This window comes from Paenibacillus xylanivorans (genome assembly GCF_001280595.1).
Taxonomy (GTDB): domain Bacteria; phylum Bacillota; class Bacilli; order Paenibacillales; family Paenibacillaceae; genus Paenibacillus; species Paenibacillus xylanivorans.
In genome coordinates this window covers 267,219-290,274 of the sequence record NZ_LITU01000070.1, presented here as the reverse complement: position 1 = coordinate 290,274, position 23,056 = coordinate 267,219, and the positions used below count along the sequence as shown (strand labels likewise).

Annotated in this window: 18 protein-coding genes and 2 pseudogenes; all 20 read right to left on the bottom strand. The window is 48.2% G+C overall.

The features are described 5' to 3' along the window. Nucleotides 1-2: 2 nt before the first annotated feature. Nucleotides 3-890, bottom strand: coding sequence for an ABC transporter permease (locus tag AMS66_RS21130; RefSeq protein ID WP_144424560.1), 888 nt, complete (start codon nt 888-890; stop codon nt 3-5). A 124-nt stretch (nt 891-1,014) separates the two neighbouring features. Next, nucleotides 1,015-2,064 (bottom strand): ABC transporter substrate-binding protein, encoded by a 1,050-nt coding sequence (locus tag AMS66_RS21125; protein WP_053782658.1) that lies wholly within the window; start codon nt 2,062-2,064, stop codon nt 1,015-1,017. A gap of 320 nt (nt 2,065-2,384) precedes the next feature. Then, entirely contained in the window at nt 2,385-3,032 is a 648-nt protein-coding gene (locus AMS66_RS21120) for a helix-turn-helix transcriptional regulator (protein WP_144424559.1), read from the bottom strand. Nucleotides 3,033-3,045: 13 nt separating this feature from the next. Then, nucleotides 3,046-3,933, bottom strand: coding sequence for an oxygen-dependent tRNA uridine(34) hydroxylase TrhO (gene trhO, locus AMS66_RS21115; RefSeq protein WP_053782657.1), 888 nt, complete (start codon nt 3,931-3,933; stop codon nt 3,046-3,048). 252 nt (nt 3,934-4,185) lie between these two features. Further along, nucleotides 4,186-5,610: a YfcC family protein gene (locus tag AMS66_RS21110; RefSeq protein ID WP_236703553.1), complete on the bottom strand. Its 1,425-nt coding sequence runs from the start codon at nt 5,608-5,610 to the stop codon at nt 4,186-4,188. Nucleotides 5,611-5,614: 4 nt separating this feature from the next. Further along, on the bottom strand, nt 5,615-6,808 hold the full coding sequence (locus AMS66_RS21105) for a M20 family metallopeptidase (protein WP_053782656.1): 1,194 nt from the start codon (nt 6,806-6,808) through the stop codon (nt 5,615-5,617). 374 nt (nt 6,809-7,182) lie between these two features. Next, nucleotides 7,183-8,091 (bottom strand): LysR family transcriptional regulator, encoded by a 909-nt coding sequence (locus AMS66_RS21100; RefSeq protein WP_053782655.1) that lies wholly within the window; start codon nt 8,089-8,091, stop codon nt 7,183-7,185. 125 nt (nt 8,092-8,216) lie between these two features. Then, nucleotides 8,217-9,326 carry a hypothetical protein gene (locus AMS66_RS21095; RefSeq protein WP_160319722.1) on the bottom strand — a complete coding sequence of 370 codons (1,110 nt, stop codon included), beginning with the start codon at nt 9,324-9,326 and terminating at the stop codon, nt 8,217-8,219. Nucleotides 9,327-9,381: 55 nt separating this feature from the next. Beyond that, nucleotides 9,382-10,887 carry a sensor histidine kinase gene (locus tag AMS66_RS21090; protein WP_053782653.1) on the bottom strand — a complete coding sequence of 502 codons (1,506 nt, stop codon included), beginning with the start codon at nt 10,885-10,887 and terminating at the stop codon, nt 9,382-9,384. Beyond that, the gene (locus tag AMS66_RS21085) at nt 10,884-11,594 is read right to left on the bottom strand and encodes a response regulator transcription factor (RefSeq protein WP_053782652.1); all 711 of its coding nucleotides are present in this window, start codon (nt 11,592-11,594) and stop codon (nt 10,884-10,886) included. The genes AMS66_RS21090 and AMS66_RS21085 overlap by 4 nt, the downstream gene beginning before the upstream one ends. Nucleotides 11,595-11,814: 220 nt before the next feature. Beyond that, nucleotides 11,815-12,653: pseudogene (locus AMS66_RS21080) on the bottom strand (Rpn family recombination-promoting nuclease/putative transposase). 88 nt (nt 12,654-12,741) lie between these two features. Beyond that, nucleotides 12,742-13,248, bottom strand: a pseudogene (locus tag AMS66_RS21075) (AraC family transcriptional regulator); the annotation flags it as partial. Between the two features lie 124 nt (nt 13,249-13,372). Next, a complete protein-coding gene (locus AMS66_RS21070; RefSeq protein WP_053782651.1) occupies nt 13,373-14,779 on the bottom strand; it encodes an MATE family efflux transporter in 1,407 nt (468 codons plus the stop codon). A 468-nt stretch (nt 14,780-15,247) separates the two neighbouring features. Further along, nucleotides 15,248-16,120, bottom strand: a complete 873-nt coding sequence (locus tag AMS66_RS21065) for a carbohydrate ABC transporter permease (RefSeq protein ID WP_053782896.1) — start codon at nt 16,118-16,120, stop codon at nt 15,248-15,250. A 45-nt stretch (nt 16,121-16,165) separates the two neighbouring features. After that, complete coding sequence (locus AMS66_RS21060) at nt 16,166-17,047, bottom strand: carbohydrate ABC transporter permease (RefSeq protein WP_024629821.1); 882 nt, start codon at nt 17,045-17,047, stop codon at nt 16,166-16,168. 30 nt (nt 17,048-17,077) lie between these two features. Further along, nucleotides 17,078-18,397: an extracellular solute-binding protein gene (locus AMS66_RS21055; protein WP_053782650.1), complete on the bottom strand. Its 1,320-nt coding sequence runs from the start codon at nt 18,395-18,397 to the stop codon at nt 17,078-17,080. 117 nt (nt 18,398-18,514) lie between these two features. Then, entirely contained in the window at nt 18,515-19,309 is a 795-nt protein-coding gene (locus AMS66_RS21050; RefSeq protein WP_053782649.1) for a response regulator transcription factor, read from the bottom strand. Next, a complete protein-coding gene (locus AMS66_RS21045; protein WP_082350821.1) occupies nt 19,275-21,065 on the bottom strand; it encodes a cache domain-containing sensor histidine kinase in 1,791 nt (596 codons plus the stop codon). The genes AMS66_RS21050 and AMS66_RS21045 overlap by 35 nt, the downstream gene beginning before the upstream one ends. A 285-nt stretch (nt 21,066-21,350) precedes the next feature. Next, nucleotides 21,351-22,178: a carbohydrate ABC transporter permease gene (locus tag AMS66_RS21040; RefSeq protein WP_053782648.1), complete on the bottom strand. Its 828-nt coding sequence runs from the start codon at nt 22,176-22,178 to the stop codon at nt 21,351-21,353. Beyond that, nucleotides 22,178-23,044 (bottom strand): carbohydrate ABC transporter permease, encoded by an 867-nt coding sequence (locus tag AMS66_RS21035; protein WP_053782647.1) that lies wholly within the window; start codon nt 23,042-23,044, stop codon nt 22,178-22,180. The genes AMS66_RS21040 and AMS66_RS21035 overlap by 1 nt, the downstream gene beginning before the upstream one ends. Nucleotides 23,045-23,056: the final 12 nt, after the last annotated feature.

Sequence of the window (23,056 nt, the reverse complement as noted above, 5' to 3'; positions counted from 1 at the left end):
GATCACATGCCTCCCTTCGCCTGTTGGCCCGACGAACGCATAAGCTCTTCGGTCCGTTTGCGAGCCAGACTTTTCTGCTTCATGGAGCGCTGCATGGTTGGGAAAACAAGTGCGATAATAACAATCACCGCAGTGATCAGCTTCAGATCGGATGTGTCGAACCATTCGACCTGGAGCGCTATCGCGACCACAATCCGGTAAATAATTGAACCCACCACGGCCGCAAGGGTGGCCCAGAATACAGTTCTTGCACCCAGAATGGCTTCCCCAATAATAACGGAGGCCAGTCCGATGACAATCATCCCAATCCCCATCGTAATGTCTGCAAAACCGGATTGCTGCGCAATAAATGCTCCAGACAGGGCAACAAGTCCGTTGGACAGACTGACACCAACAATAGTGGTTACATCCGTATTTGCGCCAAAGCTGCGGATCATGCGTTTGTTGTCACCTGTTGCACGCAGGGCCAATCCGATATCAGTCTTCATGAACAGATCCAGCATGATTTTGAACACCAGTACGACCACGATAATAATAATCATGACATGCTCACCCGAGAAGGGGTTGTCCATGCCCATAATGGATTTGTTCGGTGCGCCAAGAATACGCATATTAATCGAATATAAGGCAATCATCATCAAAATACCGGATAACAGCCCGTTAATTTTACCTTTGGTGTGCAGCAGACCTGTACAAGCTCCAGCCAACATGCCTCCAGCCATTGCTGCCAAGCAAGCGAGCCAAGGAGAGAAGTTGTTGGATATCATGACCGCCGCGATTGCGCCTCCTGTTGTAAAACTTCCGTCTACGGTGAGATCGGGGAAGTCCAGTATGCGGAATGTAATATATACACCCAGTGCCATCAGTGCATACAACAATCCAAGCTCGATTGCCCCTTAAATTGACCCCAAAGTCAAATTCACATTGCTTCCTCCCTGTCTATCGAAAAGAATGAGGCGAACCCGCCTGCACGTCCGCCTCGCATCCGTACTGCCGGAGGATCATCCGGTCAGATTACTGAATAATGTTGTTGTCCTGGTCCTTCACTTCTGCCTTCATCTCATCGGTAACGGTGATGCCTTGAGCCTCAGCCGCCTTCAGGTTCAGGATCAGATCCAGCTTGTCCGGTACAGTGACTTTCATGTCACCCGGTTTTGACCCATTTTTCAAAATGTCTGCAGCCATTTCACCAACCTGGTATCCATGGTCGTAGTATTTGAAGCCGACGGTTGCGAAAGCCCCTTTTTCCACGGTATCCCGGTCACTGGAGAAGAACGGAATTTTATTTTTGTTCGCTGTCTGGATGATTGTATCCACTGCGCTAACCACCGAGTTATCCAGCGTGATATAGAAGGCATCCACTTTGCCAACCAGAGAATCGGTTGCCTGTTTTACTTCGGATGTGTTCGTTACGGGTGCTTTGACCAACTTGATATTATGTGTCGCCAGCGCTTTCTCCGCATTGTTCGCCATCACAACCGCATTCGGTTCACCCTCGTTGATAACCAGACCTACTGTCTTCACATCCGGCAAATATTTGGCGATAAAATCTGCCAATTGCACGATGGCTTCCGGGTTCGTATCCGATGCACCTGTTACGTTACCACCTGGCTTGTCCATGTCACTCACCAATTTGGCACCCAGCGGGTCCGTCACTGCTGCAAACAGCAATGGCTTGTCCTTTACTTGTTGAGCCAGAGCCAATGCGGATGGTGTTGCAATCCCAAGGACCAGATCATTTTTGGAGTCTCCCGCAATCTTCTGGGCAATGGACAGGTTGTTCGTTGAATCCCCTTGCGCGTTATTGTAATCAATCGTCAGGTTTTTGTTCTCTTCAAGGCCAGCATCCTTCAGCGCTGCAATAAATCCTTCACGTGTGGCATCCAGCGATGGATGCTCAACGATCTGCGAGATCGCGACGCGATACGATTTCTCCGCAGTGCCTTCACTTGTTGGGCTTCCTGATCCCTCAGTCGTTGTGCTACCGCCGCTGTTATTTCCGCAACCAGCCGCTACGATCATTGATGCAACCATCATCAGAGACATTAAGAATTTCTTTTTCATGTGTGAAACCCCTCTCCATCTTCTAAAATGTTGATACCCTCATCGTTATCCAAGTGACACGATAGGGCGGGACAAAACGAACGCTTCAACGCATTGTTGCTTTGACCGACAAAAGCAGACAAATATAGACTTTCCTCATGCGACTGAAGTCCATGATCCGTGTTGGTATTTCATTGTTTCCCTAATATTAAGGTGCGACCTGTTTCCCGTCAATGGTTGAACCGCTTCCAATTTGGTTTCATTGCAGATACGTGAGAGAAAACATTACATAAAACAAAAAAAGAGACTGTTCCGAGTGAACGAAACAATCTCCATACATGCTAATTCCCAGCCGCCTCGCGAATCTGGTACGTACATTTCTTGCCACCGTCCGCATAACATTCAGTGCGCTCCACATCGGCCTGCAGCAATGAACGGAAAAGCTCCAGCTCACAGCGGCAAGCCTGTTTATAGACACTCGCTACCTGCACAATGGGGCAGTTCAGCTCGGTAAGCACATAGGTGCCATCCTCTTCCGTGGAAGCATCGGCCATATATCCGTTTGCATTCTGAATGCGTGCGAGTTCCTCGACACGTCCGGCCAGATCCTGACCTTTCATCTGCGGCAGTCCGCTGCGAAGCAGCTTGTCCCGACGGCTCTCGAACAACGCATCCACAACACCACTGCCCGCTGAATCGGACAATTCTTCCAGCAGTTCCAGCGTCAGTGAGGAATATGATTTCGGAAAAAAGTTATCCCCGCGTACCGTCAAATGGTACACGGAAGATGGGCGTCCGGCTGTAGCTCGGGCTTCCCGGACCTCAATCCATCCATCCTGCTCCAGTGCCGTCAGATGACGGCGGATCGCCATGCCGGTCAGACCAAGCTCGGCTGTCATTTCCCTTGCGGTCATTGTGCCTTGCTGCTTCAGCATGAACAAAATCCGTTCACGCGTCGTTCGTTCCTCTTCGCGCTTCACGATCAGCACCTGCTCTCCCTGCTTATGCGGTTACCGGTGCTGCCTCCCGGCAAGCATCCGAGCAAAAGCGGTTATGCGTCTCTTCGCAATCCTCACAGCATACATGCTGCAGGTTGCAGGTTGGACAGTTAATATAACGGTCATGCGTCGTGCCACAGTGATAGCAGCTGGCAATCACGATATCTTCATCCGTCCGGTTAATAGGCACGGAAATACGTTCGTCAAATACATAACATTTGCCATCAAACAGTCGCCCTTGTACCTCATCATCCTTGCCGTAGGTCACAATTCCGCCCTCAAGTTGTGCTACGTCCTGGAAACCTTCGTTAATCATGAACCCGGTCAGTTTCTCACAACGGATTCCGCCAGTACAGTAGGTAATGATCTTTTTGTCCTTCATGTCACCCAGGTTCTCTCGAATCCACTCTGGGAATTCACGGAACGATTCCACGTCAGGACGGATCGCTCCCCTGAAATGACCAATCTCGTACTCGTAGTCATTACGCCCGTCAATTACAATGACATCCTCCTGTTGAAGATGCTCGTAAAATTCTTTTGGCGACAACCGTTTACCGCTAATTGCGTTAGGGTCCAAATCGTCCTCCACGCGGAACGTTACCAGTTCGGCTTTGTGACGAACAAATATTTTTTTGAACGCATGCTCTTCGACATCATCAATCTTGAACACCATATCGCTGAACAGCGGGTTGGCGAGCATGTCCTTCATGTATTGCTCCGTTTGCTCCGGCGTACCGGATACAGTGCCGTTAATGCCTTCCGACGCGATCAAAATACGGCCTTTCACACCCAAGTCTTTGCAGTATTGCAGATGTTCTTGCGTAAACGTCTCAGGGTCTTCAATCTTCACGAACTTATAATATAAAAGCACGCGGTACGCGCTGTTACACATGTGTATCACCTGTTCCTATTCCATGTTGTTATTGGCCGGATCAACCGACAAGACTACAACGTTGCAACCTTGCTCATTAAAAAGAAAAGAAACAGCCGTCCGAAACAATGTCTCGAACTGCTGCTTTGAACATTCGACTTTTATTCCTGCATTCTAGTTTATCGGAAGCGGAATAGCTTAGTCAATATAAATGTATAGAAAGGAATGTAAGTTATGGAATACATCTTTCGCCACTCGTCTTCTATTGAAGAATTAGGAATACTGAATTGCATTTGCGATGAGCATAAATACGATTCCCATGGCGATCCACATCACCATCAGCGGCCAGAAGAATCTAACCCATTTCTGATACGGAATGCCAGATACCGCGAGACTGCCCATCAAGGCAGAAGACGTTGGCAGAATCATGTTGGTAAATCCGTCTCCGAACTGGAACGCCAGTACGGCAGTCTGACGGGTAACCCCGAGCAGATCCGATAACGGAACCATGATCGGCATTGTAGTCACGGCCATGCCTGTACCCGATGTGATGAACACGTTCATAATATTTTGGAAGAAGTACATGCCCAGCACCTGAACGGATGACGGCAGCTCGCCAACCAACGTAGACATTCCGTAGACAACGGAATCAATCACGTTACCTTGGTCGAGGACAACCATAATCCCTCTCGCCAAACCGATGATAAAGGCACCATAGGCAATACCGCTTGCACCTTTGACGAATTCACTTGCAATTCGGCTAGGACCGAACCCGGAGACAAGACCAGCGATCACGCCCATGCTCAGGAAGAGAGCGGCCAGCTCCTCCATCCACCATCCTTCTTTCGATACACCCCAGATCAACAGGGCAAATCCAGCTACAATGGTAATGATGGTCAGGATATGTGTGATACGAATGGTTGGCAGCTTGTTCAGATCTACCGCAGGCGCATCTGCTGCCTGCTCCTGTTCCAGCTCATGCACCAAACCGCGAGTGGGATCAGACTTCACTCTGGAGGCATACCGCATAATATAGATACTTGTCACGGAGATGAGACACACCAGGATAATCGCACGCAGCCACATGCCTGAGAAGATCGGAACTTCTGCAATAGCCTGAGCCAGTCCCACGTTGAACGGATTGAGCAGTCCCGCGGTAAAACCACACGAGGCCCCCAGCGAGATCATCGCCGTCCCAGTCAAAGCGTCATACCCCAACGCACGTGCGATGGCGATACCTATCGGTACAAAGACCATGACTTCAGTGGACATGCCCATCGTGAACCCGCCAACAGAGAACAAGGTGATAAATACGGGGATGACCCATAATCCCTTGTTGGCGAACGAACGGGCAACCCGGCCTGTGAGGGCTTCAATCGTGCCGGTACTCGTAATGATCTGAAACGCTCCGCCGATGATAAAAATAAAGAATACAACGTCAGCGGAATCAACCAGTCCGCGTACGATGGACTTCGGAATATCCCATAATCCCGTCGGATTGGCCTCCACATGATGGTATGAACCTGGGACGAGCAAGGATTTGCCTGTGGCTTCGTCCTTCACACGATCAAATTCCCCGGCGGGAATGATGTAGGTAAGCACCGTAGCTACCAGCACCAGAATGAACAAAATGACGAAGGTATGCGGCATCTTGAACCATTTACGCCGTTGTTGTGGTTGTTTTGTTATGTTTTCCAATTCATCATCCCTCGCCCTTCTGTTGTTTCCATGCTTCAAACTCATTCCGTACCTGCTGCAATGCTGCCTTGTCTGCGTACAGATCGAACGCTGTCAGTGCAAGTGCCTTTGCTGCACGATTCAGTTCAATCATACCTTCCTCTGCTCCGGCAAGCCGGGCAAATTCAGGTGTGTGTGTTGTCGCGTCACCTAACCGGATATACGGATGGATGGCGGCAGTGATTTGGCTTACGTTACCAATATCCGAGGAACCTACGCCGCCTGTTTGCGGTGGATCATTCACTTCAATACCCATGTCCTCCAGGTTCTGTTGGAACAAACCCGCCAGAGCCTTGTTGTTATTCCGCTCGGCATAGATGAGGCCTTCCGTAATATCTACCGTAGCTCCAACGCCTTCCGCAGCATGGCGTACTACACGATATACTTTGTCCATGACGACTTTCAGCTCTTCGACGGTCTTCGCTCGAATGATGTATACCGCTTCAGCCAGTTCAGGCACCACGTTGGGCGCATCTCCACCCTTGGTAATAATCCCGTTCACCCGAACGTCATCCTTCAAATAAGGACGCAGCGAGTTAATCCCAGCATACGCGTTAACCAGGGCATCCAGCGCACTAATGCCTTTCTCAGGAGACGAGGCCGCATGTGCCTGTTTGCCGTGGAACGTAAAGGTTGCATCCACACAAGCCAGCGCACCTCTCAGTACCATCGTTTTTTGCTGCGGGTGACACATCATGACGGCATCAATCTCATTGAATACGCCATCGTTCACCATAATGATTTTACCGCCGCCCTCTTCTTCAGCCGGTGTGCCAAGAACGATGATCCGTCCCGGAAGATCAGGGCAAGCTTCCTTGAGCGCCAGTGCTGCACCTACAGCAGAGGTTCCGATCAGATTGTGACCGCAGGCATGTCCGATGCGGGGCAGCGCATCATATTCAGCAAGCAGTGCAATCGTGGGTCCGCCAGGCTTGCCTTCCCATACAGCGCGGAACGAGGTATCGAGGCCGGATATACCTTTTTCCACCTGAAATCCGGCTGCTTCCAGCGGTTCGGTTAACCATTGTTGGGCTTGGACTTCCTGAAAGCTAAGCTCAGGGTTAGCGTGAATGCGCAGGGATAATTTCCGAAAGTCGGGGTCAAGCCGATCTACGGTTTCTTTGATCTTTTGTTTTATATGAGCAGGATCAGGATACATATTATTTTGCCGCCTTTCTTCAAATACAGCATTTCTATATTCAATTTAATCGAATAAATATACAATCAGATTGGATATATTGTATGTGTGACCAAGCCATAAGTAAATTCAAAAAAATTAAGGAATAGCCCATAAAAAATTTTATGGACTCGCTTGAAATCAATATATGGATATCATCAGATGTCAGTATATTACTGGATCATTTACATATTAGACAAAACAACGTCTATGAACATTTTGAACATATGTACATCCTTCGAGTGGTTTTTCATTATGAGATTGATACTGTCTAATAACAGTAAGATGCCTTTTATGACAAGAAAGTACCGGATAATTATGCATAAAGCAATGCATCTACTCTACTATATCTGTATCTAGCAACCATCCAAAACGTGCTGTGTACCTACTGTTCTCATCAAATCAACAAAGCGGCCCACCGTTGCCTGTTGCAGCACACTTTCCTTATACACCAACCAGGTGTTACGCCGCACTCCCTGTCCATTCTGTCGGATCAGTTCCTGCTGATGAAGTCCATCCGAAGCAGATACGAAGATACCCGGAATAATAGCGTAGCCCAGGCCGTACCGCACCATTTCTTTACAGGTCTCATAGCTATCCACACGCATCGCTACGGTTGGTGAACGTTCAAAACGCTCATACCACCAGGACGCTACTCCTTCTCGGAATGGACTCACAGGGGAACCGCCTGTTTTCGTCAAGGGCTCCTGAAATGCAATTTGCGGAAGGTCTGGAAGCTCATTCAGGTCAATGGGTTCACGGGATACAATGCAGACCGGTTCATCATGCAGCAGATGTTTCCCTTCATACCATGGATGCTCTCCCCGGATGACACCCACCTGGATTTCATCCCGCATCAATAGCTCCATAACCTCTACACTCAGAGCACAGGTCACAGCAAACTGAACCTCAGGATACAGCTCCTTGAACTGTTTTAACAACGGAGGAAGCTTGTACAATGAATAATGATTGGCAATCCCGAGGCGCAGCGTTCCCTTAACCTCATTACGAATATTCGACAGCTGTTCCTTGACTTGATTAAGCTCATTGAGCATTTTACGAGCATAGCTTGCAAGATGCTCTCCTTCGGGAGTAAACCTGGCACCTTTTAACGTTTTATCGATGAGCGGTACGCCAAATGCTTTCTCCAATTGCTGCAAACGGTATGTCAAAGCCGGCTGGGTCATAAACATGCGCTCCGCAGCCTTGGTCAGACTGCTCTCTTCGGAAATGCTCAACAGCAGACGGCAGTCTTTTTCATCCATGATTATGTCCCCCTTCACTTCTCGTCTCTTCAGTATAACCCAGAACACCTGCGTTAAAGGTACAGAAAAGGCCCAACTCGTTATGAGTCAGGCTCGCTCGCTGATTTGCCTCTTTTCAATGATGTTTACTGCGAGATCGTAATGACCGAGGTAACGAAGTGGTACGATTCATTTTCCTGCACGGACTGTGACAGCAAAATTCGGTTGCCTTCCGGACTCCAACTCAGCGGATCAGATGCGTTATCCATATCAGCCGAGATCTGGAACTGCTCCGCGGATTCCGTATTGGAGACGAACAGCCCCTTCTCATCATCACTCTCAGAATTGATTGTATAAGCGATTTTGGAATCGTCACCAGACCAACTCGTACCGAAGATCTGCGTGCCTCTGGCAAGTGTGGCTTTTTCATTCCCTTCCAGATCGGTCAGCACCAGCGCCCGTTTGGTATCGGCTGTTTTTTTCACAATTGCCAGTCTTGAACCATCGTTGGACGGAATCACCCACTCCACACTTTTTAGCACCTGCTTCTCTTCACCGGTCTTCGTATCGTAGGCATTCAGCTGTCCGTCCGTGCCTGTGATGTAGTAAATTACACTACCCGAAACACTAACACTCCATACATTGAAGTTCCCCGTCTTGACCAGCACCTTCGTCGTTCCATCCACACTCGCCGATACGATATCCCCATTCATATTCGGAAAGACGACATGCTCCTTATCGAGCCATGCACCTTCAAATACAAAGCCGTCGTCCTTACCTGCCGGAATCACTTCTCCATTGTGCAGGTTCAGAATAAAGCCTTTGCCAGTCGATTCCTCTGGTTCTCTGTAGAAAATATACTGACTATCCGGGGACACGAGTGGTGAGCCCAGACTCACTTCACTTTCTTTTACAGGTGAATCGGTGCCCTTCGTCAAATCATACATGTATAAGTTATGCGGATAGCGTTCTTTACCTTCAACCGTGACAGGCTTCATGGCCGTATTCTCTTTATCCGACAAAATCCAGTCATTACTCAGCCACGCCACCCCGCGCATATTCGGCAGTTTATCGATTTTCTCCAGCTTAAAGCTCTGGTACACCGACGTATTGGTGTTATCCTTCACCGTAATATCCGTGCCTGATTTCCCGTTCTGTGGATTCCCCTCTGGCTCCGTTGTTCCACCGCATGCTGTTGCCGATAATAGGACGATTGCCCCGAGCGTGCTCAAAGCCGCCTGTTTCCAATTCATCATGGTCCCCCCTGATTGCTTTCTATAGACCAAGCATACACATCGCATACTTCCAAAGTTATTCAGACTTGTTTCCAACTTGTAAACTTGAATGGGCCAGAGGGAAAGCCAGCTGGAACGTCGTTCCTTCCTCATGCTTGGGATCTTTAGGCAGCAGTGTAATCGTACCGCCCTGCTTCTCAACAAATTGCTTGACCAGCGATAGCCCAAGCCCGGTTCCCCCGGTTTTTCTGGCCCTGTCTTTGTTGACGGTGTAAAAGGGTTCAAAGATTTTCTCCTGCGCCTCTTCCGGAATCGGCGTACCCGAGTTAAATATGCGAATAACCGCTTGCCGCTCCTGCATTCGCAGTTCATTGCTTACCCGGATGACACCCCCGGGCACATTATATTTGATCGAATTATCCAACAGATTGATGAAAATATGCATCAGGCTCTCCCGATCACTGCGAATCACCGCAGGCAGTAACACCAGCTCCATGTTCAGCGCAAACTTCTCGGCTTTGCCCCGCATTCGGCCACAGGCATCCTCCAGCAGGGCACGAACTTCCACGTCTTCCGCCTGATTCTCAAAATCATATTTTTCCAGAGCAGACAGATGAAGAACCTTCTCAACCATTTCGTATAACCGCTCGGTTTCTTTCCCAATGTTGTTCGTAGCATCATCCAGCAATTGCGGATCATCCTTATACATGTCCAACAGCTCAACATACGCCTTAATTGACGTAAGCGGCGTCTTGAACTCATGGCTAATATTCCCGATATATTGTTTCTGCTGCTGCTCCAGGGCTTGAAGCTTCTCAATCGCGAGCTGGAGCTTCTGCTGTTCCGCATGCATGGCTTCAATATTTTGCTGAATCGATGTACTCATATAATAAATGCCCTGTCCCAGCTCGCCCAATTCATCCTTACGTCTCACAGGTGATTCGGTAATATAATGCCCCTCACGGATGGAATCGGCGGACTTCTTCAAGCGGGTTATGGCGACGGCAAAGCGATTGTAAAAGAGGTATCCCAAAATGAAGCTAAGTCCAACTACGGCAATACCCGCCCACATAAACAGCTGAAGGATACGGGCGTAGAATTCATGATAGCTCTGAACCGGATACTGCATTCGTACAGCACCCATCTGTCCATCCGGTCCATCCAGCGGTGCCACATATAACAGCGTATCACCTTGTTCGTGATAGGCAATTTTATTTTGCAGCGCATAATTCACCGTCGCTGTAATTTCCGCACTTTCCTCAGACATGATCGATGAACCGACTTGCTGTCCCTTCATATCATAAAGCGCGATGGGCAGACCTGTGGAGCTTGCAAGCTCCTGAGCCAGCCTGCGGCCACTTTGCTGTAAAAAAACCTCCTGCTCCAGACGAACGGACTCGGTATAATAAGACTGCCGCACATTCAGATTCACCAGACGGGTCTGCTGGGACAAAATGGTCTCAATCTGCGTCTGCTGGTTGCGCTCAATACCTCGTAATACCAGGGAGCTGAGCACAACGACGGTCAGGATTAGCAATGCGGCCAGAAAGACACTGAACTTCAGCTTGATGCTGACTCTCATACTGAGCCGCCCGGACCAGGGGCTGACGCCTTATAGCCAATTCCGTATACCGTCTGCAATTTTTGCTGGTCAGTATCGCCGATTTTTTTGCGCAGGCGCTGAATATGAATATCCACCGTGCGTGTACCCCCGGCATATTCCATGCCCCACACCCGGTCCAGCAGATCATCCCGCGTGTATACACGCTCAGGATTGGACATCAGAATGGTAAGCAAGTCGAACTCTTTTGGCGTCAGATCCAGCTTCTCCTCATTCACCGTCACAGTGCGGTGCGCGATATGGATGCGCAAAGTTCCATTGATAATGGCTTGATTTTTGGGATCATCGGATGGTGGACTGCTTTTCTCCACGCGACGCATCAGCGCTTTTACCCGGGCGAGCAGTTCGCGGATCTCAAACGGTTTGGTCATGTAATCATCCGCGCCCATTTCCAGGCCGACGATCTTATCCACGATATCATTTTTGACGGTCAGCAAAATAATCCCGATATCTTCCCGGTCCTCCAGCCTGCGGCATACACCGTATCCATCCAGCTTGGGCATCATCACGTCCAGAATCATGACCTGAGGATGGAATGAGGATACCTTCACCAGTGCTTCTTCGCCGTCATTCGCTGTCTCTACTTCATATCCTTCGCGCCTTAGCGCGTAAGCAATGGCACTGACGATGCTTGACTCGTCATCCACGACCAGTACTTTTTTATTCATCTGAATCATCCTCTATATGTGTCATAAGTTATATTATTCTTTGGATCTATGTTAACAAGGTATCGCCTGATTAGCTATCGAGAACAATGGGATTTATAGGGAAAAAGCCTGTATTCTCTTCTCAGCTTGGACTTCGCTCTACTTTTTGTATACCCCAAACGCAACAAAAAGAGCCAACCCGTAATTGGATCAGCTCTGGATCGTGTAAATTTAGTTTCAGTTACTGCTTGGGCAGGAGTTTTTTGATTTCCTCTTCAGAGAGTCCAGAGGCTTTCACCACAGCAGACATGTCTACGCCAAGTGCAAGCAGCTCACGAGCCATTTCTCTTTTCCCTTTGGCTTCTCCCTCAGCACGTGCACCTTCTATCATCGATTTTTCATCGCTTAGTGCTTTCATCCGTGCATCATATGCCATTCTCGTAGCCGCATCCTGACTCAGAAATTCCAGCGTGTCCATTGCCTTTTTTAGCATCGGTTCATTCATCGCCAGCACCTCCCAATTTGATGGATCAATTCCTTTTAAGAATAAAAGCCAGTTCACCAGTCCGCCCTTGTCCATAGGGACAGGGTGTTGATCCAGTTTGGTCAATTCCATTACATGAATTTCTATATCATCTGTCAAACCAATACCTGTATGATCTTCGCGTAAATGAAAAACATTGTGATATCGTTCATTGTCCAGACATGAGTAATTTAAAATATTGATCGTCACGCATTTTTTCAAAAGATTATAATTTTCACCCTTCTTGATCTGGTGAGAGTACATTTCGCTCCAATAGAATAGCGTTCTTTTTTCCATATTATACGGATTAAACAGCTACATCTCAATGTTGATTAACTTGCCTTCCACTGTACGCGCTTTGATATCCAAAATGGATTGTTTATCTTCCGGACTATCTTTGTCCGTAAACGTGTTAATAAGTGTAATCTCCGTAAGAGGCGACTCACCGGTTTCAATAAACGTGCTGTTAAGGAAAGCTAACAAAACATCTTTACTTTGCTCACTTCCAAAAATAGTTTGAATACAAAATCCACTCGTGGATCGAGCAAATCCGTCATCCAGCATCAGCTCCATTCTTCACCAGGATTATATCATAATTCCCATACTTCCTTCAGCTTAACGTTAAACCTGCATTCATATATCTGATCACTCCTCGAAAGACAAATTCATTGGCTCGTCCGACATCTCATACTCCGTCTCCATATGAGTCAACGGTGTGTTTGAATCAACCTCTTCAAAGCGGAAACTGTCCACCCACACTTTGCCTTTGCCGTTCAAAATAACCCCGAATGAGATAACCGCACTCTCCTTCGACACATCCAATACAATATTGTACTGATTCCAAGGTTGCGTGCCCGTAATGGGCCGATCATGCATGTTATCGAATTGAAGTACATCATGGACGTTATTATCCACACGCATCCATAATCCACAGAATGCTTCAACACGTTCGGTCTTCACAAATCCAGATAATTTCATCCGTTTGCCTACATACTTATCTGCCCTGAACTGCTGCATCATGGTGGCAAACTCATTGTTATCCAGCGGCGTAACAGCTTTCAGATAACCTGAAGCCTGGCCCTGGTGCACTTCGGCAGGATCAATACCCATCTCATAATTTTGCGGATGACTTCCGGTCAACATCCACCCCTTTCCATATCCTTACTATACGTGAGGCTGCACATCACGTTTTGATCATTTCTGCTAAAAAAAACCGACCAAAGGAGTATATCCCTTGATCGGCTTTCCTAATAAGTCTATCGTTCCCTGCCAGCAATCAGACTGCCGGCACCGGTTGAGCTCCAACTTCCTCATCTTGATCCAAAAGATCATGTTTCTCCCAAGCCCGGCTCTTCCAGCGGAAATACATAATGACAGCACGTGTCCACTCGTCTGCGGCAATCGCTAGCCAGACACCGGCCAGCCCCAAATGAAGCTTGAATACCAGCAGGTAGCCCAGCGGCAGACTCATGCAGACCATAGAGATAAGCCCCATATATACCGGGAACTTCGCATCTCCTGCAGCACGCAGTGAACCAATAATTACAATATTGCAGGTTCGCCCAGTCTCCAGCAGAAGACTGAGCAGGATGACCTGCGCACCCAGCTTGATAATTTCCGGATTATCCGTGAAAACACTCATCAGCGGAACACGGAAGAGAATAATAATGACATCGATCACAACTGTGGCGAGCAGCGCCCATTTCACACTGTCAAATACGCGTTTGTATGCATCGTTCTTGCGACGCGCTCCGACCAATCGGCCAACAATAATGGATGTCCCCATTCCGATCGCCATGCTGAATAGATAGATGTAGCTTGAAATATTGCCCGCATATTGCCGGGTTGCCATCGCTTCAGCGCCCAGATACGTCACGTACAGTGTGAAGACAAGCTGGCAGGACTGATATACAACCGATTCCAGCGCAGATGGAATCCCAATTCGCAATATTTTGCTAATAAATTTCTTCGAAAGGTTGATGTAATAGCTAAACTCCACCCTTACTTCCATGACGCGATAGAGCAGCCAAAAGAAAATGATCAGGCAGATCAGGCGGCTTCCGACCGTGGAGATCGCTGCCCCTTCTACACCAAGCTTCGGCATGCCAAAATGGCCAAAAATAAGGGCGTAGTTACCAATGACGTGAATCACGTTCATCAGAACGGAAACATACATCGTCTCTTTGGTGTAACCATGCGTACGAATCGTCGCGGCCAGCGCGTTAATCAGCGCCTGAAGGAAAATACCGCCTCCGACAATACTTATATAAGAACGGGCAAAATCGTATATTTCACCTTGAATATGCAGCAGTGTCAACAGATGTCCTCCGAACAGAAGAAAGCCTCCGCTCAGGATTATTCCGACAATCAGATTCAGTGTAATCGCATTACCCGTGACCTGTGCCGCCTCACTCAATTTCTTCGAACCAATATATTGTGCCACAACAATAGCAGCGCCATGTCCAATGACTTCCAGTACAAGAATCGCAATGGAAATAATCTGGTTGGCTGCTCCGACCCCGGATACTGCATTATCGGACACCGAACTGAGCATGAACGTATCCACGCTCCCCATCAACATAAACAAGAAGAGTTCCAGGAAAATAGGCCATGTTAGCCGAATCAGATTCAGATCCTTGGCATCCGAACGAAGGGACTCTTTGGTTGAGGATATTGCTGTCATTTTCTCACCTTTCCCGTGTGGGCTTTAATTCTTAGGGTATGTTAGCACAGGTAGTTTGAAAATGCAGTAGTTTTGCGAAAAAACTTGAAAGTTTTTTGAAATTCCAATAATAGGTATTTTCAATTCTTTCATTTATATGAATTGAACTAAAGATTATTTACACTTGCCACTCCGATGCCAGAACAACCTTCCGATCGATGTTATCCCCAGATTTTTTTGATTTCCTTTTCAAAGGAGAAAGTCTGGGGATAAAGGCGAAGCGTATGCTTTCGATGTAGCTTTCTTTCAGAAAGCTTTTAGCTCCCCTTCTTCAGGTTATTTCTGTCCTCTCCGTTCTCGTGTAAATGTTTGGTTCAATTTATCTAGCCCCAGGGCGATGAGCAAAAACCCTTACATATCCCTTTTGGATTGGGATATGTAAGGGTCCAAGGTTTAAGTTAGCCAATGATTCATGTGGAATGCTTAGGTCTAACCTTTTACCGATCCGGCAGCGATGCCCTCTACAATTCGGTTGCTCAAGACGAGGAAAGCGATAAGGATAGGCAGAATGCTAATCATCAGCGTCGCACCAATTGCTCCCCAATCCGTGGTGTACTGCCCAATAAAGTTCTGTACCCCAACGGTTAGGGTCTTGTACGAGTCTGTGCTGATGAACGTATTCACGAAAATAAACTCGTTCCAGTCATAGATCATGTTGATAATCGCCGTCGTAGCGATCACCGAAGACGTCATCGGCAAGACGATACGGAAGAAAATCCGATGGACTGAGCATCCGTCCATCACCGCTGCTTCCTCCACTTCCCGTGGAAGGGCATAGTAGAAGCCAAGCAGGATCATAATGGTGATCGGCATGTTAAACGCGATGTAGGACAGAATGACTGACAATGGGTGATCCGTAAGATGAAGCTTCAGGAACAGGCTGAACAGCGGGATCAGCGTAGAATGCACAGGGATCATCATACCTACCATGAACAACCCCAACACCAGTGAACGCCCTTTCCAGCGCATACGAGTGATGGCGAAGGTAACCAGACTCGCGAACAGTACGGTAAACACGACAGAAACAACCGTAATCCAGACGCTATTGAAGAAATATAAACTGATATTGCCTTCCGTCCACACTTTCACATAGTTCTCCCATCTCGGAGTTGCGGGAAGGGAGAATGGGGCCATATCGAATACTTCCTGATTATTTTTGAGTGAGAACAGCAGCAGCCAAATCAAGGGCAGAATCTGAAGCAATGCTACCAGAATCAACAGGCTGTAGAGCAGGAAATACCCGATCCTTCTCAGCACTGTTGAGCCCGGGCCTGTTCCTGGATAAGCTGGCAACCGAACCACAGTATCCGTCTTCACAGGGATGGACCTCCTTTCATTTCACTTGTATCAAGAGTACTGAATGGTGTCCTTGGATGCCGTAGCCTTCCGCAACAGCCAGGTGACGACCAAACAGATGACCAACAGGAAGAAACCGACAGCACTCCCATAACCAAAGTCAAATCCCCGGAAAGCCTGATGATACATATAGGAAGCCATCACTTCACTGGAGCCATTCGGCCCACCATCCGTCATCACATAGATCAGATCAAAGTATTTCAGCGAGCCGACGACCGCCAGCACAATCGTCACTTTAATCACTTCCGTGATCAGGGGCAGCTTGATACGAAAGGCAATCTGCCAGGGGTTCGCTCCATCAATCCGGGCAGCTTCCACCAGCGATTCCGGGATATTCTTGAGCGCAGCATAATAAATCAGAATATAGAATCCGGCATACTGCCACAAGATCGGCACGAACAGCGCATACAACACCAGCGATGGCTCCGCCAGCCATGCTGGCGGATTAGCAATCCCGATTCCTTCCAGAAAAGAGTTAAGCACGCCATTGCTTGGATGATAAATCTTCAGCCATAGCTGGGCTATAGCCACCGATGACAGCAGCATCGGAATAAGATATATTTTGCGAAACAGGTTGGCTCCCTTGATTTTGCCTGACAGCACAAGTGCAATCGCAAGATAACCGATTAGACTCAGTGCGGAGAACAGCGCCAGCAAAAAAGTATGATAGGCACTCTGCCAGAACGTTGCATCGTGAAGCAATCGCGTGTAATTTTCTAAACCGATAAAGGTCATTGCGCCGATCCCGTCCCACTGCATCAATCCGTAATATCCGGTCAGTACGATCGGTACATAGATCAGGACCAACAACAGCAGCAGCGCGGGAAGCACGTACAACGCAGCGACTAAACGGTTGGACATGACTTTGTCCATCAGAATATCCTCCCTTTGTGCGTTGTACCGTTAATTTCCTTTATCAATGGCTGCCTGATGATTCTTCACAAATTCCTCAGGAGTCACTGCTTTTCCGAACAGGGCCTGAATCATGTCCAGATGGACCTGAGCCGCCGCTGGTTTCATCTGGACATCCGCGAACAGTGTCAGGCTGCTGGCCTGATTCAATTCGTTCAGCAGGTCGGTATAGAGCTGCGGCAGTTGGACTTCCGCAGTATCCACTTTCGTTGCTGGAATGACGCCCGCCTCAGTTACGGAGCTCTCCCCCCATTTTTCCACGAAATATTGCACGAACTTCTGCGCTTCATCCTTCACCTTGGAGTTCTGTGCGACGAACAAACCTACGCCCGGGCCGCCGACCCAGCTGTTAATATCGCTTTTGCCGCCCTCCATCGTCGGGAATTTGAAAAATCCAATCTTATCCTTGAACTCCTGTGGTACATCCGGGTTGGTTGTATAGTTCGGCAATTCCCAGGTGCCCATCAGATACATAGCCGCTTTCTCATTCATGAATTCCGATTTGCCTTCATCGTTGGACAAACCGTTGAAACCCTTGTTGAACGCGTTCATGTCCACCAGCTTCTGTACTTCGGCAGCCGCCTCGATCAGAGCGGGGTCGTCAAACTTGCCCGTGCCCTGAATGGCCTTCTCCAGTGCATCTCCGCCCAGACGATTCGCCAGATACATATACCAGAGCGAGCCGGTCCAGCGATCCTTGTTACCAAGAGCGATGGGGACCTCTCCATTATCTGTCAGTGTTTTCACCACATTCAGGAACTCATCATACGTTGTTGGCGTTTGCAGATTATACTTGGCGAAAATGGCCTTATTGTAGTAAATCGGAGATATATTCAACTCAATCGGGAGGGCGTAAGTTTTGCCCTCTACGGCATATGCTTCGGTCGTTCCGGCAATGAACTTGCCTTCAAGTGAACCACTCAGAAGGTCATCCACCGGCGCAAACAGGTCTCCCTTTACGTAAGGCTCTAGAAATCCCGCAGCCCAGGTTACCCCTACATCAGGAAGTTCATTGGAAGCTGATAAAATTTTAAGCTTGTTTTTATATTGCTCATTCTCCAGCACTTCCTGCTTAATGGTCACGTTCGGGTGATCGGTCTGATATTGCTTGATGATGTCGTTAACCAGCTTGTTCTGCTGTGCGGAACTGCCCGCTGGCCAGAGGTGCATAAACTTGAGGGTCACCTTTCCGTCGGACCCGCTGCCGCTTGCTTCACCCTTTCCATCGGAATCCGAATTGCTGCATCCGGTTAAAAATATGGTGAGGATAAGCATCAATGTCAGAAGCATTGCTATGGGCTTTTTATTCATTTTCCCAACCCCCTGTATTCGTTTTTCGGTTTATGTAACCGCTTTAATTAAATTCTAGCACGGGTACATTAACCCCATAAGACCAGGATGATTTGGAAAAACTCCACTATTTTATGGTTATTTATTCTCTTGAGTGGTAATGGAATGACGATATTTGCTTGGGCTGATTGCTTCGAGGCTCTTAAACACTTTAATAAAATATTTATCCGTCTGATACCCCACCTGCTCGGCGATCTCCGAGATAGGCATGGCGGTCTGGACGAGCAATTCCTTGGCTCGCTGAACACGTTTGCGGGTCAGATATTCACTGAAATTGATCCCCATTTGCTCCTTGAACAGCACGCTAAAATAACTTGAGTTCAAATGCAAAAGCTCAGCGATTTCCCTCATGGTGACAGGCTCACCCAGATGGACTTCCACGTAAGCAATAGCTTCGCTGATCTGGGGATTAAGTCGCTGATCTCCTCGCTCCCTGGCGTCGAGAAGCTTGGGATCAACGAGCTTCTGCATCGTTTGAATGCGCCGTTGCTGTTCACCAAGTTCCAAGGCTTTCTCAACCGTCTGGATTAGCTGCTCCTTCTCAATCGGTTTAAGCAGATAATCCACCACGCCGAGCTTGATGGCCTGCTGGGCATATTGAAAATCGGCATGTCCGGACATGATCAGTACGACAGGCTTGCTCGGATAATCCTGTACCGCTTCAACCAGAGACAGGCCGGAGAACTCCGGCATTCGAACGTCTGTAATCAGCAGGTCCGCTGACTGCTCCTTGAGCCATTCGGCTGCCTCAACTCCACTAGCTGCCGTTCTGATCTCATTCCGCCCAGCCGACCAGCCTTCCAACGTCTTGCGGATGCCCTCTCTTGTGCGCGGCTCATCATCGACGATTAGAATCGTTTTGCCATGAATCATATGCGCCCTCCGTATCCTTCGGAATATCAAAGCTAATAATGGTTCCTTCATCAGGTTCACTTTTCACAGACAACCCGCAAGCTTTACCGAGCTGATTGCCAAAATAGAGCTTAAGCCGACGATCGACATTAATCAGACCCACGCCTGTTCCCTTGTCAGAAACTGCAGGGCCCCCATTCAATGCGTGAACGACAGATTGAAGCCTTTGATCATTCATTCCGGGCCCGTCATCCCGAACTTCAATGTGAACAAGCCCCTCCTTTGTCGAGGCATCGACGCGAACACTTACCTTTCCTGGTCCGATTCTGCTCTCCACTCCGTGAAGAATGGCGTTTTCCACCAACGGCTGGATGAGCAGCTTGGGGATTTTCACCGTCCGCATGCTATCACTCAATTGAATTTCCCATGTCAATCTTTCGCCAAGTCTCATCTCCATGATTCGAAGATAACGTTCGGCGTGTTCCAATTCATCGGCAAGCGTAACCCATTCGTTCTTGTTCGGACTGGAGATGATATAGCGAAATAATCGGGACATCGCGACAACCATACGTGCCATCTCCTCATCTCCTTTGTCCTCAAGTGACCAATAGAACGCCTCCAGCGTGTTGAACAGAAAATGGGGATTGATCTGCGACTGAAGCGCCTTTAGTTCTGTTCGGGACTGCATAATTTCCTTCTCATACACCTCCTGCGTCAACTCGTTCAGTCGATATACCATCTGATTGTATACTTCATTAAGCTTATGTATCTCCATTGTTGAACTCACCATAATATTGGGCTCCATTGCTCCCGGACGCGCACTGCGCATGGCCCTCATCAGTCGCCTGATCGGACGTGTAATCATGGTCGACAAGAGGAAGGACATGATTAGAAACAACACGACGCCAAATAATCCGGATATGAGCAGCGCCGTTCGAAGGATGGACACTCCCTCCGTTGTTTCACTCACAGGAGTAAGGACAGCGAGGGTCCACCCCGTAATTTCGGAATGCTGTCTGACCACGATATAGGGCTCATCCCGGGTCTGAACGATGGAGCGATCACTGCTCAGCAATGTCTCCACATTCAGGTCTGCTTCCAGATTGGAAGTCACAACGCTCCCATTGGTATCCACCAACAGAATCGAGTCCAGCGTATCGTCCGCATCATCCAGATCATTCAACTGAAAGAAACTGCGCTGCATCCGCACTACAACGTAGCCTCCATGTTCAAAGGCCCGGTCCAACAAGCTGACACGCCGAATAGCCATAATCACGCCGGGATCTTCCGGATCGGGGCCAGTCCATATCAGCCTTCCTTTTTCCTTGTCCGCTTCCGTAATCCAGTTCCGGTCCAGACGCCCATCCAGGGAGCGGTCATCCATAGGGAAAATCCGGCTGTAGTTGGTGGTGTAGATTTCCATGCTCTGCACACCATTCATAAAGGATTGATAGCTGCCCACAATCTGTAGGAGGGCCTGACGCTGATTGAATGTAGCCGACTCTCCGCCTTTTTCATTACTCAGTAAACGCTGTACGTAAGGGTCATCCGCCACTTGGGCTGTCAGGGAGTTCACCTGTGAAATAAGGGCATCCAATCTGCCATTGGCCTGAACAGCCGTCTGATGAATATGCTTCTCCGCATTGGTCTTCAGCAGACCGGATACCCGATCATAGGCGACAATGCCTGCAATGAACAAGACCATCAGCATCACGAGTACAAAACCAACAAAGATCTGATTGCGTAATGAATTCCACCTGCCCATTTTCCCCCGCAAGCCCCATCCTCCTCCCCGTATGTAAAAGAAATCGCCACCCGAATCTAAAGCTGGATGACGATGGAGTACAAGCTATGCCAAATTCAGCATCGCCAATAATTAAAGCGTTTACAAAATGAATTATCATTCTCTTCACCGATCTTTGTTTATCGATTAAACTAACGACTAAAAAATAGCACAGTTCCCTTTGTTAATCAATCACTTAAATCTATCGTCTTGTCCAAGCAGGCAAAAGAGTCATAAAAACAAAAAAAGGCGGGCTCCATGAGCCCAACCTCTTCTTTATTATTTTACCGAACCTTGTGTTACGCCATTGATGATCCACTTCTGTGCAAACAGATAAATGATAATCATCGGCAGCAACGCCAGCAGGTACGACGCAAACGCCAGGTTAAAGTCGGTATTGAATTGACCTTGGAACACATACTGTACCAGCGGTAGTGTGTATTGTGCCGGATCACTAATAATAATGAGTGGCAACAGGAAGTCATTGTAAGTGGACAGACAGGTCAGGATACCAACTGTGGCACTGATCGGCGCCATCAATGGGAAAATGATTTTCCAGAACGTGCCCCAGGTTGTCGCTCCATCTACGAAGGCCGCTTCCTCCAGCGCTACCGGAATGGACCGAATGTAACCCACATACACAAATACGTTAAAGGCGAGGCCATACACCGTATGCAGCAGGATAAGACCCAGCAGATTGGTCATTTCCAGTGATGCAGTCAGCTTAACAATCGGCAGCATGATGATTGGAAACGGAATGAACATCGCGCTGACGAAGTAGTAGTACAGCCCTTTGAAAAACTTTCGTTTCTCCATATTCCGCGCAATGGCGTAAGCGACCATGGAGTTACTGAGCAAGGTCAGGATGACTGTTGACGCAGTAACAATCGCACTGTTACGGAACGATTGGAAGAAGTTTGTCATGTCGATTGCACTTGCAAAGTTCTCCCAGTGAAGCGTTGTCGGAATGGCAAATACCGATTGGGCCATTTGCTCCGGATTTTTCAATGCGATCGTAACCGTCATATATAAAGGGAACAGAATGAACAAAGTACCCAGAATAATCAACAACATAACGGGCCAGTTGGTACGTAAACGGCTTCTCATTACAGATCCGTCTCCCTTCTTTGCAGGAACCGGATTTGCAGAATCGAAATCACCGCGATAACGATGAAATAGATAACCGAGTTCGCAGATTGATACGCATATTCGCCGCCTTCAAACCCACCCGTGTAGATCAGATGGGAGATGGACTGTGTTGCCCGTCCTGGTCCACCATTGGTCAAGGCCACGATCTGGTCGAAGACCATCAGTGAGTTTTTCATCGCCAGCACCATGTTAATCGTGAAGAACGGGGCAATAAGTGGAAACGTAATGCTCCAGAATTCACGCCATTTACCGGCGCCGTCCAGATTTGATGCTTCATATAATGTCGTAGGGATCGTTTGCAATCCCGCCAGATACAGAATCGTATTCAACGCAACTGATTGCCACACTGCCACAATCACGATCCCGATCCATGCGAGGCTTTCGCTGCCCAAAATGTTGGTGGATAGGGCGTTAATCCCCAGGTTTTGCCCCCAGATCGGAAATACGTTAGAGAACAGGTAGTTAAATATGTAACCTACGATCAATACACTCAGGATATTCGGGAGGAAATAGATGCCCCGGAAAAAGTTGCGGATCTTGATCTTGGCATTCAGCCCGAGTGCAATGAGCAGGCTCAGAATATTCGTCAGGATCGTTACAACGATCGCAAACTTGAAGGTAAACCAGTAGGCGTTACCTACATTGTCATCCTGAAACAGATTGAAATAGTTTTTGAATCCAACAAAATCATAACCTTGTCCGAATCCGTTGTAGTTCGTAAATGAATAATAGATCCCCTGAAGGGCCGGCAGTGTCATAAATACAAAGAACAATATTACCGCCGGAACCGTCATCCAGTAATAGGGCGCGATGCGCTTGTTCATACTCCATCCTCC

What these genes read in the sequence shown, in the direction of transcription:
- AMS66_RS21090 (WP_053782653.1), bottom strand. Translation starts at nt 10,887, where the DNA reads ATGAGAGTCAGCATCAAGCTGAAGTTCAGTGTCTTTCTGGCCGCATTG.
- AMS66_RS21095 (WP_160319722.1), bottom strand. Translation starts at nt 9,326, where the DNA reads ATGATGAATTGGAAACAGGCGGCTTTGAGCACGCTCGGGGCAATCGTC.
- AMS66_RS21070 (WP_053782651.1), bottom strand. Translation starts at nt 14,779, where the DNA reads ATGACAGCAATATCCTCAACCAAAGAGTCCCTTCGTTCGGATGCCAAG.
- AMS66_RS21100 (WP_053782655.1), bottom strand. Translation starts at nt 8,091, where the DNA reads ATGGATGAAAAAGACTGCCGTCTGCTGTTGAGCATTTCCGAAGAGAGC.
- AMS66_RS21085 (WP_053782652.1), bottom strand. Translation starts at nt 11,594, where the DNA reads ATGAATAAAAAAGTACTGGTCGTGGATGACGAGTCAAGCATCGTCAGT.
- AMS66_RS21040 (WP_053782648.1), bottom strand. Translation starts at nt 22,178, where the DNA reads ATGAGAAGCCGTTTACGTACCAACTGGCCCGTTATGTTGTTGATTATT.
- AMS66_RS21055 (WP_053782650.1), bottom strand. Translation starts at nt 18,397, where the DNA reads ATGAATAAAAAGCCCATAGCAATGCTTCTGACATTGATGCTTATCCTC.
- AMS66_RS21035 (WP_053782647.1), bottom strand. Translation starts at nt 23,044, where the DNA reads ATGAACAAGCGCATCGCGCCCTATTACTGGATGACGGTTCCGGCGGTA.
- AMS66_RS21060 (WP_024629821.1), bottom strand. Translation starts at nt 17,047, where the DNA reads ATGGACAAAGTCATGTCCAACCGTTTAGTCGCTGCGTTGTACGTGCTT.
- AMS66_RS21050 (WP_053782649.1), bottom strand. Translation starts at nt 19,309, where the DNA reads ATGATTCATGGCAAAACGATTCTAATCGTCGATGATGAGCCGCGCACA.
- AMS66_RS21105 (WP_053782656.1), bottom strand. Translation starts at nt 6,808, where the DNA reads ATGTATCCTGATCCTGCTCATATAAAACAAAAGATCAAAGAAACCGTA.
- trhO (WP_053782657.1), bottom strand. Translation starts at nt 3,933, where the DNA reads ATGTGTAACAGCGCGTACCGCGTGCTTTTATATTATAAGTTCGTGAAG.
- AMS66_RS21125 (WP_053782658.1), bottom strand. Translation starts at nt 2,064, where the DNA reads ATGAAAAAGAAATTCTTAATGTCTCTGATGATGGTTGCATCAATGATC.